The sequence below is a fragment of the Streptomyces sp. NRRL B-24484 genome, assembly GCF_000717715.1.
Taxonomy (GTDB): Bacteria; Actinomycetota; Actinomycetes; order Streptomycetales; family Streptomycetaceae; genus Kitasatospora.
Genome location: NZ_JOAI01000034.1, coordinates 61,580 through 75,785, shown reverse-complemented (window position 1 = coordinate 75,785; position 14,206 = coordinate 61,580). Strand labels below are relative to the sequence as shown.

At 74.2% G+C, this 14,206-nt stretch carries 11 protein-coding genes; 7 read left to right on the top strand and 4 right to left on the bottom strand.

The annotated features are described in order from the left end of the window. The first annotated feature begins 15 nt into the window (after window positions 1–15). The gene (locus tag IE98_RS0127145; protein WP_030273339.1) at window positions 16–1,944 is read left to right on the top strand and encodes an acetyl/propionyl/methylcrotonyl-CoA carboxylase subunit alpha; all 1,929 of its coding nucleotides are present in this window, start codon (window positions 16–18) and stop codon (window positions 1,942–1,944) included. A gap of 51 nt (window positions 1,945–1,995) precedes the next feature. Further along, window positions 1,996–3,177: an acyl-CoA dehydrogenase family protein gene (locus IE98_RS0127140; protein ID WP_030273337.1), complete on the top strand. Its 1,182-nt coding sequence runs from the start codon at window positions 1,996–1,998 to the stop codon at window positions 3,175–3,177. 81 nt (window positions 3,178–3,258) lie between these two features. On the opposite strand, the gene IE98_RS0127135 is transcribed toward IE98_RS0127140, so the two are convergent. Then, a complete protein-coding gene (locus tag IE98_RS0127135) occupies window positions 3,259–4,503 on the bottom strand; it encodes a neprosin family prolyl endopeptidase (protein ID WP_199922972.1) in 1,245 nt (414 codons plus the stop codon). Window positions 4,504–5,004: 501 nt separating this feature from the next. Here IE98_RS0127135 and IE98_RS0127130 point away from each other — a divergent pair. The 4 genes from IE98_RS0127130 (at window position 5,005) to IE98_RS0127115 (ending at window position 10,532) form a co-directional block, all read left to right on the top strand. Next, window positions 5,005–6,603, top strand: a complete 1,599-nt coding sequence (locus tag IE98_RS0127130; protein WP_052391026.1) for an AMP-binding protein — start codon at window positions 5,005–5,007, stop codon at window positions 6,601–6,603. A 46-nt stretch (window positions 6,604–6,649) separates the two neighbouring features. Continuing rightward, on the top strand, window positions 6,650–7,309 hold the full coding sequence (locus IE98_RS0127125; protein ID WP_030273331.1) for a TetR/AcrR family transcriptional regulator: 660 nt from the start codon (window positions 6,650–6,652) through the stop codon (window positions 7,307–7,309). Between the two features lie 129 nt (window positions 7,310–7,438). After that, complete coding sequence (locus IE98_RS0127120; RefSeq protein ID WP_052391025.1) at window positions 7,439–9,910, top strand: SpoIIE family protein phosphatase; 2,472 nt, start codon at window positions 7,439–7,441, stop codon at window positions 9,908–9,910. Window positions 9,911–10,031: 121 nt separating this feature from the next. After that, window positions 10,032–10,532: a hypothetical protein gene (locus IE98_RS0127115; protein WP_030273327.1), complete on the top strand. Its 501-nt coding sequence runs from the start codon at window positions 10,032–10,034 to the stop codon at window positions 10,530–10,532. Window positions 10,533–10,538: 6 nt separating this feature from the next. Here the strand turns inward: IE98_RS0127115 and IE98_RS0127110 are convergent, their stop codons facing one another. The 3 genes from IE98_RS0127110 to IE98_RS0127100 all read right to left on the bottom strand — a co-directional run bounded on the left by IE98_RS0127110 (window position 10,539) and on the right by IE98_RS0127100 (window position 13,565). Further along, window positions 10,539–10,925, bottom strand: coding sequence for an MmcQ/YjbR family DNA-binding protein (locus tag IE98_RS0127110; protein WP_030273325.1), 387 nt, complete (start codon window positions 10,923–10,925; stop codon window positions 10,539–10,541). 67 nt (window positions 10,926–10,992) lie between these two features. Beyond that, the gene (locus tag IE98_RS0127105; RefSeq protein ID WP_030273322.1) at window positions 10,993–11,898 is read right to left on the bottom strand and encodes a diacylglycerol kinase; all 906 of its coding nucleotides are present in this window, start codon (window positions 11,896–11,898) and stop codon (window positions 10,993–10,995) included. Window positions 11,899–11,933: 35 nt separating this feature from the next. Beyond that, the gene (locus tag IE98_RS0127100) at window positions 11,934–13,565 is read right to left on the bottom strand and encodes an FAD-binding oxidoreductase (protein WP_420706222.1); all 1,632 of its coding nucleotides are present in this window, start codon (window positions 13,563–13,565) and stop codon (window positions 11,934–11,936) included. A 20-nt stretch (window positions 13,566–13,585) separates the two neighbouring features. Between IE98_RS0127100 and IE98_RS0127095 the strand changes: the two genes are divergently transcribed. Next, on the top strand, window positions 13,586–14,182 hold the full coding sequence (locus IE98_RS0127095) for a TetR/AcrR family transcriptional regulator (protein ID WP_052391024.1): 597 nt from the start codon (window positions 13,586–13,588) through the stop codon (window positions 14,180–14,182). The last annotated feature ends 24 nt before the right edge of the window (window positions 14,183–14,206 follow it).

Below are 14,206 nucleotides of genomic sequence, written 5' to 3'. Positions count from 1 at the left end.
GGAGGAACGACCCAAGTGATCACCTCTCTGCTGGTCGCCAACCGCGGCGAGATCGCCCGGCGGATCTTCCGCACCTGCCGCGACCTCGGCATCGCCACCGTCGCCGTGCACTCCGACCCGGACGCCGGCGCCCCGCACGTCCGGGAGGCCGACACCGCCGTCCGCCTCCCCGGCGCCGCCCCCGCCGACACCTACCTCCGGGCCGACCTGCTGATCGCGGCCGCCCGGGCCGCCGGCGCGGACGCCGTCCACCCCGGCTACGGCTTCCTCTCCGAGAACGCCGACTTCGCGCAGGCCGTCCTCGACGCCGGACTCGCCTGGATCGGGCCGCCGCCCGCCGCGATCGCCGCCATGGGCTCCAAGACCGCCGCCAAACGGCTGATGGCCGGGGCCGGCGTGCCCGTCCTCACCGTCGGCGCCGAACCCGCCGAGGCCGACCTGCCGCTGCTCGTCAAGGCCGCGGCCGGCGGCGGCGGACGCGGCATGCGGATCGTCCGCGACCTCGCCGCACTGCCGGCCGCGCTGGCCGCAGCCCGTGCCGAAGCCCTCTCCGCGTTCGGCTCCGACGAGGTCTTCTGCGAGCCGTACCTGCCCACCGGCCGGCACGTCGAGGTCCAGCTGATGGCCGACACCCACGGCACCGTCTGGGCCGTCGGCGACCGCGACTGCTCGCTGCAGCGCCGCCACCAGAAGGTGATCGAGGAGGCCCCCGCCCCGGGACTCACCGCACGGCAGCGCACCGACCTCCACCGCGCCGCCGTCGACGCCGCCCGGGCCATCGGCTACGTCGGCGCCGGCACCGCCGAGTTCCTGCTCGCCCCCGACGGCCGGCTCGCCTTCCTGGAGATGAACACCCGCCTCCAGGTCGAACACCCCGTCACCGAATGCGTCACCGGCCTCGACCTCGTCGCCCTGCAGATCGCCGTCGCCGAGGGCGAAGCCCTGCCCGCCGAACCGCCCGCCACCACCGGCCACGCCGTCGAGGCCCGCCTCTACGCCGAGGATCCGGCCCGCGACTGGCAGCCGCAGACCGGCACCCTGCACCGCCTCGCCCTCGCCCACCCGCACACCGACTTCACCGCCGCCGCTGCCCCCGCCGGCCTGCGCCTGGACTCCGGCGTCGACGACGGCTCCGCCGTCACCGTCCACTACGACGCCATGCTCGCCAAGGTCGTCGCCTGGGCACCGACCCGCGCCGCCGCCGCCCGCCGGCTCGCCGACGCACTCGCCCGGGCCCGGATCCACGGCCCCGCCACCAACCGCGACCTGCTCGTCCGCGCCCTGCGCCACCCCGCCTTCCTGGACGCCCGGCTGCACACCGGCTTCCTCACCGAGCACGCCGCCGACCTCACCGCCCCCGACGGCAAGGACACCCCGCTCGCCGCGCTCGCCGCCGCCCTCGCGGACGCCGCCTCCCGCCGCACCGCGCTGCCCTCCGGCTGGCGCAACCTCCCCTCCCAGCCGCAGGTGAAGCGGTACCGCGCCGCCGACGGCGGCGAGTGGGAGGTCCGCTACCGGCTCGGCCGCAACGGGCTCGACGCCGAGGGCCACCCCGGCACCCGGCTCGTCGACTCCGCGCCCGGCCGGGTCGTCCTGGAGACGGACACCCTGCGGCAGACCTTCCACGTCGCCGCCCACGGCACCGGCGTCTGGGTCGACGGACCGCACGGCGCCACCGCCCTCACCGCCCTCGACCGCTTCCCCGACCCGGCGCAGCGCACCGACCCCGGCGCCCTGCTCGCCCCCATGCCCGGCACCGTCGTCCGCACCGCCGCGGCGGTCGGGGACACCGTCACCGCCGGACAGCCGCTGCTCTGGCTGGAGGCCATGAAGATGGAGCACAAGGTCACCGCGCCCGCCGACGGACTGCTCACCGAACTGCGCGTCGCCCCCGGCCAGCAGGTCGAGCCCGGCGCCGTCCTCGCCGTCGTCCAGCCCGCCTGAGCCCCGCACACCCCGTACGGCACCCACCCTCACCGCCCGGAAGGACGCCGCATGTCCGCACCGCGCACCACCGCAGGCACCCTCGTCGAGACCCCCGAACAGCAGGCCCTGCGCCGGGCCGTCGCCGACCTCGCCGCCCGCTTCGGCCCCGCCTGGTTCCAGGCCAAGGCCCGCGCCGGCGAGTACGCCGACGAACTGTGGGCCGAAGCCGGCAAGCTCGGCTACCTCGGCGTCAACCTGCCCGCCGAGTACGGCGGCGGGGGCGCCGGCATCACCGAACTCGCCATCGTCCTCGAAGAGCTCGGCGCCGGCGGCTGCCCGCTGCTGATGCTCGTCGTCTCACCCGCCATCTGCGGCACCGTCATCGCCCGCTACGGCACCGAGGAACAGCGCCGCCGCTGGCTGCCCGGACTCGCCGACGGCACCCGCCGGATGGCCTTCGGCATCACCGAACCCGACGCCGGCTCCAACTCCCACCGGATATCCACCGTCGCCCGCCGCGACGGCGAGGACTGGCTCCTCACCGGCCGCAAGGTCTTCATCTCCGGCATCGACCACGCCGACGCCGTGCTCTTCGTCGCCCGCACCGAGGACGCCCGCACCGGGCGGCTGCGGCCCTCGCTCTTCGTCGTCCCCCGCGACACCCCCGGCTTCGAGTACCGGGCCATCCCGATGGAGCTGGTCGCCGCCGAGAAGCAGTTCCAGGTCTTCCTGGACGACGTCCGGCTGCCCGCCGACGCCCTGGTCGGCGACGAGGACGCGGGCCTGCTGCAGCTCTTCGCCGGCCTCAACCCCGAACGGATCATGACCGCGGCGTTCTCCATCGGCGCCGCCCGCCGTGCGCTCGACACCGCCGTCGACTACGCCCGCACCCGCACCGTCTGGGACACCCCGATCGGCGCCCACCAGGGGATCGCCCACCCGCTCGCCCAGTGCGCCATCGAGGTCGAACTCGCCCGGCTGATGACCCAGAAGGCCGCCCACCTGTACGACGCCGGGGACGACCCGGGCGCGGGCGAGGCCGCCAACATGGCCAAGTACGCCGCGGCGGAGGCCGCCTGCCGGGCCGTCGACCAGGCCGTCCAGACCCTCGGGGGCAACGGCCTCACCCAGGAGTACGGCCTCGCCGCCCTCCTCACCGTCACCCGCGTCGGCCGGGTCGCCCCGGTCAGCCGCGAGATGGTCCTCAACTACGTCGCCCAACACACCCTCGGCCTGCCCCGCTCGTACTAGTGCTCCAGCTGTGTTCCACCCGGCTCTTCGGGCTTCCGGGTCGTCGCGGCCCGGAAGTCCGAAGAGCCGGCTGCCGGCGGGTCATTCGCAGTTGGTGCCGCCCGGCCCGCCGAAGAAGAAGTACTCGTTCCACGGCGCCGCCGCGTGGCCGACCGCGGTGGTGAAGCACTTCGGCGACGGCTGCGACGCGGTCAGCGACGCCGACTGGGCGCCTCCGCCCGTGCCGAAGTAGTAGACGTCGCGCTGGTAGGCCGCGAACTGCCAGCCGCTGCTGGCGAACGCGCCGCTGCCCATCGGCGGCCACGCCGTGGTGTCCACGACCTCACCGCCGTAGTCGATGTCCACGGCGTTCCTGGAGAGCTGGCCGCCGCCGAACAGCGAACCCCGGTAGTAACCCACCGCATTGCTCGCGGTGGTGCCGCCGAGATAGAGCCACCAATTCCCACCGGAGAAGTACCAGGTCACCTCGACCTCGTACTGCGCGCCGCCCCAGACGCTCGACGGGCTCAGTGTCCCGCCGATCGCCCAGGCGGAATTCGTCTGGGTGAACGCCGAACAGTCGAGGTTGTAACACCCGGTGTTCTGGTAGCCGTCCGCGGTCCAGTAGATGAACAGGACCGGCTGGGTGGTGCCGTATTTGCCCGGATAGATCTGGGAACCGCATTCGACGGTCTGGACCGGCGAACCGCCGGCGTACCACTGCTGCGAGAGCGAGAATACCTGCGACCCGATGTTGGGGTCCCAGATGTTGACGAAGCTGTGGCCGCCCAGATTGTCGACGACCTGGAACGCGTGCGCGTACTTGTGGACATTCGCCTCGATGGCGGCCGGGCTCAGTCGGGGGTGGCGTCCCGTCCCCTCGGGGACTTTGTGAAAGAAGTCCCTGAGGGTGCGTCCGCGGGCCAGTTCCTCCAAGGTGACCCGGCGCACGGGGATCGTGCCGGGCGGACACGACATCGGGTTCCCGAACTTGTCCAGCCGGTCCGAGCGCAGTTGCGGCTGCACCGACAGGGCCGGTGCCTCACCGCGTCGGTCGGGCCGGGGTGGCGCGTCGGGCGGGACGGCCGGGCCCTCGTCGCCGCCCCTGAGCGAGGGCTGATCCCCGATGGGGACGCAGTCGAAGATCTGCCCGTTGTCGTCGACGAAGCTGTGCGGGACGTCGACACCTGAATAGAGGCCGAGAATGTGCTGCCGCATCGCGGCGAATTCGTCCGCCTCGGCCGTCGCCGAACGCGACCTGCGGGTGAATTCATCATGCCGGGCCGAGGCGACGTCGTCGATGAACTGGGCGAAGCTCGGGAAATTCGTACCGTCCTGGGGTGCCATGACCGAATGCTCCTCCGCGGCCGTGCGCGGTGCCGGTCACGGCGCGTGGCGCACGGACGCCACTGGACTCGGTGGGTTTTTCGTGACGGCCGGTAGCGGCCGTCGCTATCGGTGAAGTCGTTCTTGAAGATTCCACGACGGTGATCCCGAACGGTCGCCGGATCACACGTCGAGGTGCCTTTCGGGGATATCCTGCCTCCCTTGGCCTCACCCTCGGCTATACCATAACTCCGGCCCGTACCGCTTTCCTGTCGGGCCTTCAGATCGTGGAACGTACAACCGTTTCCCGGGAGGTGGAGTCCGGTGTGCGGTTCCGCCCCGGTCTCCGGCCGGGAGGTGCCCCCGGCGCCCCCGAGTGGTTGCCCGCTTCCCCTGGTGAGGGGCCTGCCCGCGTGAAGGATTGCCGTACGCCCTCTGGGCTGGGGGGCGGAAAGGGGGCAGGCTGTGACCCGGCAACCTGGCAGCACCGCGAGCTCCCCACCAACGCCGTCGGAGGTATGCATGGTGTTCCGCAGCGACCACCCCGAGATCGAGCCCGTCGACGTGCCCATCCACGACGCCGTCCTCGGCGACCTGAACGGCCGGGCCGACCTGCCGGCGCTGGTCGACGGCATCACCGGTCGCACCCTGACCTACGCCGAGCTCGACTTCGCCGTCCGCCGCACCGCGGCCGGCCTCGCCGAGGCGGGCGTCCGCCAGGGCGACGTGGTGGCGCTGTTCAGTCCCAACACCATCGCCTGGCCGGTCGCCTTCTACGGCGCCACCCGCACCGGCGCCACCGTCACCACGGTCAGCTCGCTGGCCACCGCCGGCGAGCTGACCGGCCAGCTGCGCGACAGCGGCGCCCGCTGGATCGTCACCGTCTCCGCCTTCCTGCCGGTCGCGACCGGGGCCGCCGCCGCGCTCGCCGCCGAGGGCCGGCCGATCGCCGAGGTCTTCGTCTGCGACGAGGCCCCCGGCCACCGCTCGCTCACCGACCTCGCCGGCAGCACGGCCCCCGAGCCGGCCCCGCGGATCGACGCCGACGACCTCGCCGTGCTGCCCTACTCCAGCGGCACCACCGGGCTGCCCAAGGGCGTGATGCTCACCCACCGCTCGATCGGCTCCAACCTGGCGCAGACCGACTCGGTGCACGCCACCGCCGCCGGCGAGCGGATCATCGCGGTGCTGCCCTTCTTCCACATCTACGGCCTGACCGCGCTGCTCAACCACCCGCTGCGCTGCGGCTCCACCGTCGTGGTGCTGCCCCGGTTCGACCTGGAGCAGTTCCTGCGCACCATCCAGGAGCAGCGGATCCAGGGCGTCTTCGCCGCCCCGCCGATGGTGCTGGCGCTCGCCAAGCACCCGCTGGTCGACCGCTACGACCTCTCCTCGGTCGGCTACGTGCTCAGCGCCGCCGCCCCGCTGGACGCCGAACTCGCCGACGCCGCCGCCCGCCGGCTCGGCCTGCCCCGCATCCACCAGGGCTACGGCATGACCGAGCTCTCCCCGGTCACCCACGTCGTCCCGCTGGACGACCCGGCGCCGCCGCCCGGCACGGTCGGGAAGATGGTGGCCTCCACCGAGCTGAGGATCGTCTCCCTCGACGACCCAGACACCGACCTGCCCGTCGGTCAGCGCGGCGAGCTGCTCTTCCGCGGCCCACAGGTGATGAAGGGCTACTTCGGCCGCCAGTCCGAGACCGACGCGATGCTCGACGCCGAGGGCTGGCTGCACACCGGCGACGTCGGCTACGTCGACGAGGACGGCTACCTCTTCGTCGTCGACCGGGTCAAGGAGCTGATCAAGTACAAGGGGTACCAGGTCGCCCCCGCCGAGCTGGAGGCGCTGCTGCTCACCCACCCCGAGATCGCCGACGCCGCGGTGGTCGGCGTCACCGGCGAGGACGGCACCGAACGCCCGAAGGCCTTCGTGGTGCGGGCCCCCGGCAGCGAGCTGACCGGGGCTCAGGTCGAGGAGTACGTGGCGGCGCAGGTCGCCCCGTACAAGAAGGTGCGGGCGGTGGAGTTCCTCGACGCGGTGCCCAAGTCCGCGAGCGGCAAGATCCTCCGCCGGGAGCTGCGGGCCCGCCCGTCCGCCACCGGCGCCCCGGCGATCTGAGAGGATCGGGCCCACCCGCCGTACACCGCCACCGGAAAGCCAGGCCATGACCACCCACGCCGCCGCCCTGCGCACCCCGCAGCAGGACCGAAGCCGCGCCACCCGCCGCCGCCTGCTGGAGGCCGCGGTGGAGTGCCTGGCCGAGGTGGGCTGGCAGGGTTCGACGGTCTCCGTGGTCGCCGAACGGGCCGGAGTGACGCGGGGCGCCGCCCAGCACCACTTCCCGACCCGCGAGGACCTCTTCACGGCGGCCGTCGAGCACGTCGCCGACGAGCGGCTCGCCCAGGTCCGCGCCAGCGCCGAGCAGCTGCCGCCGGTCGGGCCGGGCCGCACGGAGGCCGTGGTCTCCATGATCGTGCGGCTCTACACCGGTCCGCTGTTCCGCGCCGCGCTGCACCTGTGGGTGGCCGCCGCGACCGAGGACGCGCTGCGCGAGCGGATCGTCGCACTGGAGAACCACGTCGGCCGGGAGTCGCACCGGGCCGCCGTGGAGTTCCTCGGCGCGGACGAGTCCCGGCCCGGGGTGCGGGAGACCGTGCAGGCGACGATGGACATGGCCCGCGGCCTCGGCCTGGCCAACCTGCTGACCGACGACGGGGCCCGCCGGGCCGGCATCGTCCACCAGTGGGCCGGTCTGCTGGAGGCGGCACTGGCCGGCGGGGGACCGGCCGAGGACGGCCCGGCCGGCGGGAGACCGGCGTGCTGAGCACGAACAGACCGCGCCCGACCGGGCGGCGACCCGCAGTCGCCGACCGGCCGGGCTTTGTGCAGTCTGGTGGGGACCGGATTGGCCGGCCTCCCACCGGGAAGGTACCGGGCAGGTGAACTCCTGAAGATGCACGGATTCGACTGGACCGCCACCGACGGCGCCGGCCGCGGTGAGGCGGGCGCCGCTTCGGCGCGCCTGGCCGGCCACCGGCTGGTGCCGCTCGCCACCGCCCTCCTCCAGGAGGACGGCTGCATCCTGCACTGGAGCGAGGAGGCCGCGGCGCTCTCCGGCCACCCCGCCGAGGAGGCCGTCGGCTCCTACGCGGCCGACCTGCTCGTCCCCGACAGCCGGCGGCAGCAGGCCAACGAGCTGTTCAAGCAGATCATGGCGGGCTCCGGCTGGTCCGGCATCCACCCGATCCGGCACCGGGACGGCTCCGACGTCGAGATCGAGTTCCACACCTACCCGATCGCCGGGCCGGCCGGGCAGCGCCTGCTGCTGGTCACCGGCTCCGACGTCCGAGCGCTGCGCCAGGTGGAGGCCGACCTCGCCGTCCTCGACGGCATCTTCAACCAGTCGCCGATCGGCATGGCGGTCTACGACACCGACCTGCGCTTCGTCCGTCTCAACCACGCCCTCGCCAAGATCAACGGCGTGCCGGTGGACGAGCACATCGGCCGCCGGGTCTCCGGCGTGCTGCCCGGCCTCAACAGCGCCGAGATCGAGGCCGTGATGCGCCAGGTGCTCACCACCGGCCGCCCGATCGTCGACGCCCGCTCGCACGGCCGCACCCCCGGCGAACCGCGCCGCGACCGCGCCTGGTCCGCCTCCTACTTCCGGCTGGAGGACTCCACCGGCCGGGTGCTCGGCGTCAGCTCCTCGCTGATCGACGTCACCGAGCGCTTCCAGGCCGAGGCGCGCGCCGCCCGCGCCCAGGAGCGCCTCGCCCTGCTCGCCGAGGCCACCGCCCGCATCGGCACCACCCTCGACCTGCAGCGCACCGCCGAGGAACTGATCGAGGCGGTCATCCCGCGGTTCGCCGACTTCGCCACCGTCGACCTGCTGGAGCCGGTGCTGCGCGGCGAGGAACCCGCCCCCATCCAGCCCGACAAGCCGATCCTGGTGCGCGCCGTCGCGGTCGGCGAGGCCTACGAGGCCGGGCTCACCCGGGCCGCCGACGCGGTCGGCGCGATCAGCGAGTACGACGCCCAGCGCGTCTACACCCAGTGCCTGCGCAGCGGCCGGCCGCTGCTGCGCTCGCACGTCGACGAGGAGGTGCTGCGCGGCCTGGTGCCCACCTCCGACCGGGTCGGCCCCGGCGTCGCCGCGGGCGTCCACTCGTACCTGATGGTGCCGGTGCTGGCCCGCGGCATGGTGCTCGGCGGCGCCGAGTTCGTCCGCACCCGCAACCCCGAACCGTTCACCGCCGCCGACGTGGCGCTCGCCGAGGAGCTCGTCGCCCGCGCCGCCCTCGCCATCGACAACGCCCGGCTGTACCGGCGCGAGCGCGAGACCGCCCTCACCCTGCAGCGCAGCCTGCTGCCGCAGGAGATCCACCGCACCCTCGGCCTGGAGATCGCCCACCGGTACCTGCCGAGCAGCCTGGTCTCCGAGGTGGGGGGCGACTGGTTCGACGTGGTGCCGCTCTCCTGCGGCCGGGTCGCGCTGGTCGTCGGCGACGTGATGGGCCACGGCATCCGGGCCGCCGCCACCATGGGCCAGCTGCGCACCGTCGCCCGCACCCTGGCCACCCTCGACCTGCCGCCCGAGCAGGTGCTGACCCGCCTCGACGAGACCGCCAACGCCATAGGCGAGGGCCAGTTCGCCACCTGCATCTGCCTGGTCTACGACCCCGTCGACCGCACCTGCACGGCCGCCTCGGCCGGGCACCTGCCGCCCGTCCGGATCGCCCCGGACGGCACCGCCAGCACGGTCGACCTGCCGCCCGGCGTCCCGCTCGGCATCGGCGGGGCCGGCTTCGAGAGCGTCGAGTTCACCCTGCCGGTCGGCGCGACCGTCGCCCTCTACACCGACGGGCTGATCGAACGCCGGGGCCAGGACATCGACGAGGGCATCGCGCTGCTCGCCCGCACCCTCGCCGGCCGCCCGCGGACCCTGGAGGAGAGCGCCGACGCGGTGCTCGCCGCGCTGGTCGCCGAGGGCACCGACGACGACATCGCCATGATCCTCGCCCGCGCCCTGCCCGTCCCGGCCGAACGCATCGCCACCCTCGACCTGCCGGGCGAGGGCCCGCTGCCCGCGCAGGCCCGCCGCTTCACCCGGGCCACCCTGCAGGCCTGGAGCCTGGCCGGGCACTCCGACTTCGCCGAGCTGATGGTGAGTGAACTCGTCACCAACGCCCTGCTGCACGCGGACGCGCCGCGCCGGCTGCGGCTCTACCGCGACGACCGGACGCTGACCGTCGAGGTCTCCGACGCCGGCGGCCAGTCGCCGCGGCTGCGCTCCTCGGCCGAGGAGGACGAGGGAGGCCGCGGGATGCACCTGGTCAGCGAGCTCGCCCACCGCTGGGGCACCCGCCCCACCAAGGAGGGCAAGGTCGTCTGGGCCGAGGTCGAACTGCCGTACCGAGCCGGATAGTTGTGCGGGGAATTCGCGGATTCCCCGCACAGCGCCCGCTGCCGTGCCCGACGATGGAGATCCACGCACCGAGCAGCGCGCGGCCGACCGGCCCCGCGGCGGCAGAAGGAGATCCGAGCGCATGCCCGTGCACCTGGGGGAGCGGTACACGCTGTCCTTCGCATGCCTGGCCGAGGTGAGGTCGGCCGGCGCCGTGGTCACCACCCGGTGGAAGGTCAGCCAGCTGTCCTCGCCGGAGTACCTCCGCCCGCAGGACGGCGCCGCCACGACCCTCTTCCGCTGCCCGACCTGCCGGACGGACTTCACCGTCCGGGTGGAGAGCCTGGCCAAGGCCCGGGCGAAGCGGCTCGCGAACCTGGTGGTCGGCGCGGTGCTGCTGGCCCTGCTGCTGCTCTGGGTGCCGATGCTGGTGCACTACGGCGGGCAGACGGTGGACGAGTCCCGGGCCGACGCGACGGTCACCACCATCGGCCTGCTCGTCCTGGCGACGGCCGTCTCGTTCATCGGCGGCCTGACCGCCTTCAAGGTGGGCCGCGCCTACACCGGGATCAACAAGCTGCGCCGGACCACCGGCGAGGGCCGGCCCTCCGTCCGGGTGCGGGGCCACAAGTTCTGGCCGTAGCGGGCGTCAGCCGCCCTCGCCGCCGCGGGGCCTGACGCCGGGCCAGTCGAGGCGGAGCTGCTGGGCGCGGGGCAGCGAGGCGACCACCAGGTCGTACGAGTCCTCCACCATGTCCAGCACCAGCCGGTCGGGCACCGAGCCGTCCAGCAGCACGGTGTTCCAGTGGCGCTTGTTGAGGTGCCAGCCGCCGGTGATCGCCGGGTGCTCGGCCCGCAGCCGGACGGCCAGCTCGGGGTCGCACTTGAGGCTCACCGACAGCGGCGAGCCCTCCAGCGCGCTGAGCGCGAACATCTTCCCGCCGATCTTGAACACCGAGGTCTCGGCGTTGAACGGGAAGGTCTCCTCGGCGCCGTTCAGTGCCAGGCAGGCCGTCTTGAGGGCTTCGGGCGTCATGCCCCCAGTCTGCCCCGCCGCACCGACAGCCCGTCCGACGGGCCGCCGGTGCGGCGGAGGGGCGCGGTCACGCGGTGTCCGCACCCCGCGCGCCCGCCGGCACCAGCAGGCGCAGCGCACCCGGAACCACCTCGACCTCGACCGGCAGCGGGCCGATGTACTCGCCGTCGGCGTAGGCGGTGATCCCGGGGGACTCGATGCGCAGCGAGGAGGTCCGGTGGATCTCGACCTCCTCGTGCTGCACGTGGGTGCCCTTGAAGACGGTCGGGAAGAACCGGGCCACCTTGAGCCGCGGCATCGCCCGGACGACCGTCAGGTCGAACAGCCCGTCGGCCGGATCGGCCTGCGGGCACATCTGCATCCCGCCGCCGTAGCTGCGGGTGTTGCCCACCGCGGCGAGCACGAGGTCGCGCTCGATCACCGTGCCGTCCGCCAGCACCAGGCGGAACGGCAGCGGCCGCAGGTTGGCGAACTCGACCAGGATGGCCAGGTTGTAGCGCATCCGGCCGCGCGGCCAGCGCAGCCGGTTGGTGCGGTCGCTCACCAGCGAGTCGAAGCCGGTGGCCAGCACCGAGCCGAACCAGCGCTCGGTGCCGTCCGCGGTGGTGGCGCGGCCCAGGTCGACGGTGGCGGTGCGACCGGCGGCGATCACGTCGGCGGCCGCCTCCGGGTCGCCGAGCGGCAGCCCGTACGCGCGGGCGTGGTCGTTGCCGGTGCCGGCCGGGACGATGCCCAGCGGTGTGCCGGTGCCCGCCAGCGCCTGCAGCGCGAGGCTGATCATGCCGTCGCCGCCGGCGGTCACCAGGGCGTCCACCCCGCGGCCGACCGCCTCCCGGGCGAGCCGGACGGCGTCCTCGGGGTCGGCGCCCGCGGTGTTCAGCACCTCGACGCCGTGCTCCCGCAGCCGTGCCGTCGCCCGGCGGGCGGCCTTCTCGGCGTGCCCGCCGCCCGCAGCGGGGTTGGTCAGCACCATGACGCTGCGCGGCGGACGGCCGGTCGCCCCGGCGGTCACGGGATCAGCTTGCCCGGGTTGAGGATGCCGACCGGGTCGACGGCGTCCTTGACGGCCCGGAGGATCTTCACGCCGAGCGCGCCGATCTCCTGCTCCATCCAGGGGCGGTGGTCGGCGCCGACCGCGTGGTGGTGGGTGATGGTGCCGCCGTTCGCCATGATGGCGTCGCAGGCGGCGCGCTTGGCCGTGTCCCACTGGGCGATCGGGTCGCCCTGCTGGGCGCCGACCACGGTGAAGTAGAGCGAGGCGCCCGTCGGGTAGACGTGCGAGATGTGGCAGAGCACCAGGCTGTTGGCGCCGAGCCCGGCCTGCAGGGCGGCGGTGACGGCCGCCCGGAGCGCGTCCAGGTTCGCCCAGTCGGTGGCGGTCTCCAGGGTCTCGCAGAGCGCGCCGCTGTCGAGCAGTGCGTCGCGCAGGTACGGGGCGGAGAACCGGCCGTGCTCCCAGCCGACGGCCGGCTCGGCGCCCAGCGAGGTGCCGCCGGCGGCGAGCATGACGGCCCGGGTCCGCTCGTGGCGGGCCTCGGCCTGCTCCTCGGTGCCCTCGAAGACGGTGACGGCCAGGCAGCCGCCGGTGACCTGGGTGCCGCCGATCTTCTCGGTCATCGCCAGGTTGACGGCGGTCTCGGCCTCGTCCGACAGCCGGATCACCGTCGGGCCGGTGCCCTGCTGCTCGACGGCGCGCAGGGCGGCGGCGCCGGTGGCGAAGTCGGGGAAGCTCCAGGCCTCGTGGACCTTGGCGGCGGGCAGCGGATGGATCCGCACCCGCACCCGGGTGATCACGCCGAAGACGCCCTCGGAGCCGAGGAACAGCTCGCGCAGGTCCGGGCCGGCGGCCGAGGCGGGGGCGCGGCCCAGGTCCAGCACCCCGGCCGGGGTGACCACGCGCAGACCGCGGACCATCTCGTCGAAGCGGCCGTGACCGGCGGAGTCCTGACCGGAGGAGCGGGTCGCGGCGAAGCCGCCGATGGTCGCGTACCGGAAGCTCTGCGGGTAGTGGCCGAGCTCCCAGCCGCGCTCGGCGAGCAGTTCCTCGGCGCGCGGGCCGGTCAGGCCGGCGCCGAGCACCGCCTCGCCGGAGACCTCGTCGAGCGCGTGCAGGGCGTCCAGGCGGCGCAGGTCGAGCGAGACGACGGCGGCGAAGGAGCCGCGGACGGGGTCGAGGCCGCCGACCACGCTGGTGCCGCCGCCGAACGGCACCACGGCGATCCGGCGTTCGGCGCAGACCGCGAGGACGGCGGCGATCTCCTCCTCGCTGCCGGGCAGCAGCACCGCGTCCGGGGCGTCCTGCGGACCGCGGCTGCGGCGGCGCAGCAGGTCCGGGGTGGACTTGCCGCCGGCCCGGGGCAGCCGGTCCGCGTCGGCCGTGCTGAGGTGTGCCTCGCCGACCACGGCGGCCAGCGCGGCCACGTCCGCGGCGGTGAGGGCGGAGGGCCGCAGCCGCACGTCCGCGGCGGCGAGCGGTGCGGCCGCGGCGTCCGCCGAGACGCCGAGGGCGGCGGCCAGCAGGCCCTTGACGTCCTCGGGGAGCGGCTTGGCGAGGGCCGGGTCGCCCCAGGCGTCCCACTTCATCGGGGGGAGGGGCAGGGCGGCGCCGCCGTCCTGACCTGCTTGCGTCTCAGATGCCATGCGTTACAGTATTACGCATTATGTCAAGCAGTAACGAAACCGGGCCGACAGGCCCCGCCGCACCGGCGACCAGCACCGACGACGCGATCCTCGACGCCGCCGCCCACCTGGTCGTCCACCTCGGCGTCCAGCGCACCCAGCTGGCGGAGATCGCGCGCCGCGCCGGGGTCAGCCGGCCGACCGTCTACCGCCGCTGGCCGGACGTCCGCGCCGTCATCGGCGCCCTGCTCACCCGCGAGATCCGCCGCACCCAGGAGCAGGTCGTCCTCGCCGGCGAGGACCGCGAGGCCTTCGTGGACGCCGTCGTCGAGGTCGCCGTCCGACTGCGCGACGACCCCGTGATCGGCGCCCTGCTGCACTCCGAGACGATCGTCGAGTACGTCGTCGAACGCCTCGGCACCAGCCAGCTAGGCCTGCTCGACGCGATCGGCGCCGCCGTCGTCCAGGGCCAGCAGCACGGCTCCATCCGCGCCGGCGAACCCTCCGAGATGGCCGCGATGGTGCTGCTCATCGCCCAGTCCACCGTCCAGTCGCACCGCATGGTCGCGCAACTGCTGCCCGAGCAGGCCTGGCGCCGCGAACTGGCCCGTGCCCTGAACGGCTACCTCGCGCCCTGACCGCCGCCCCCGCCCGACGCCACC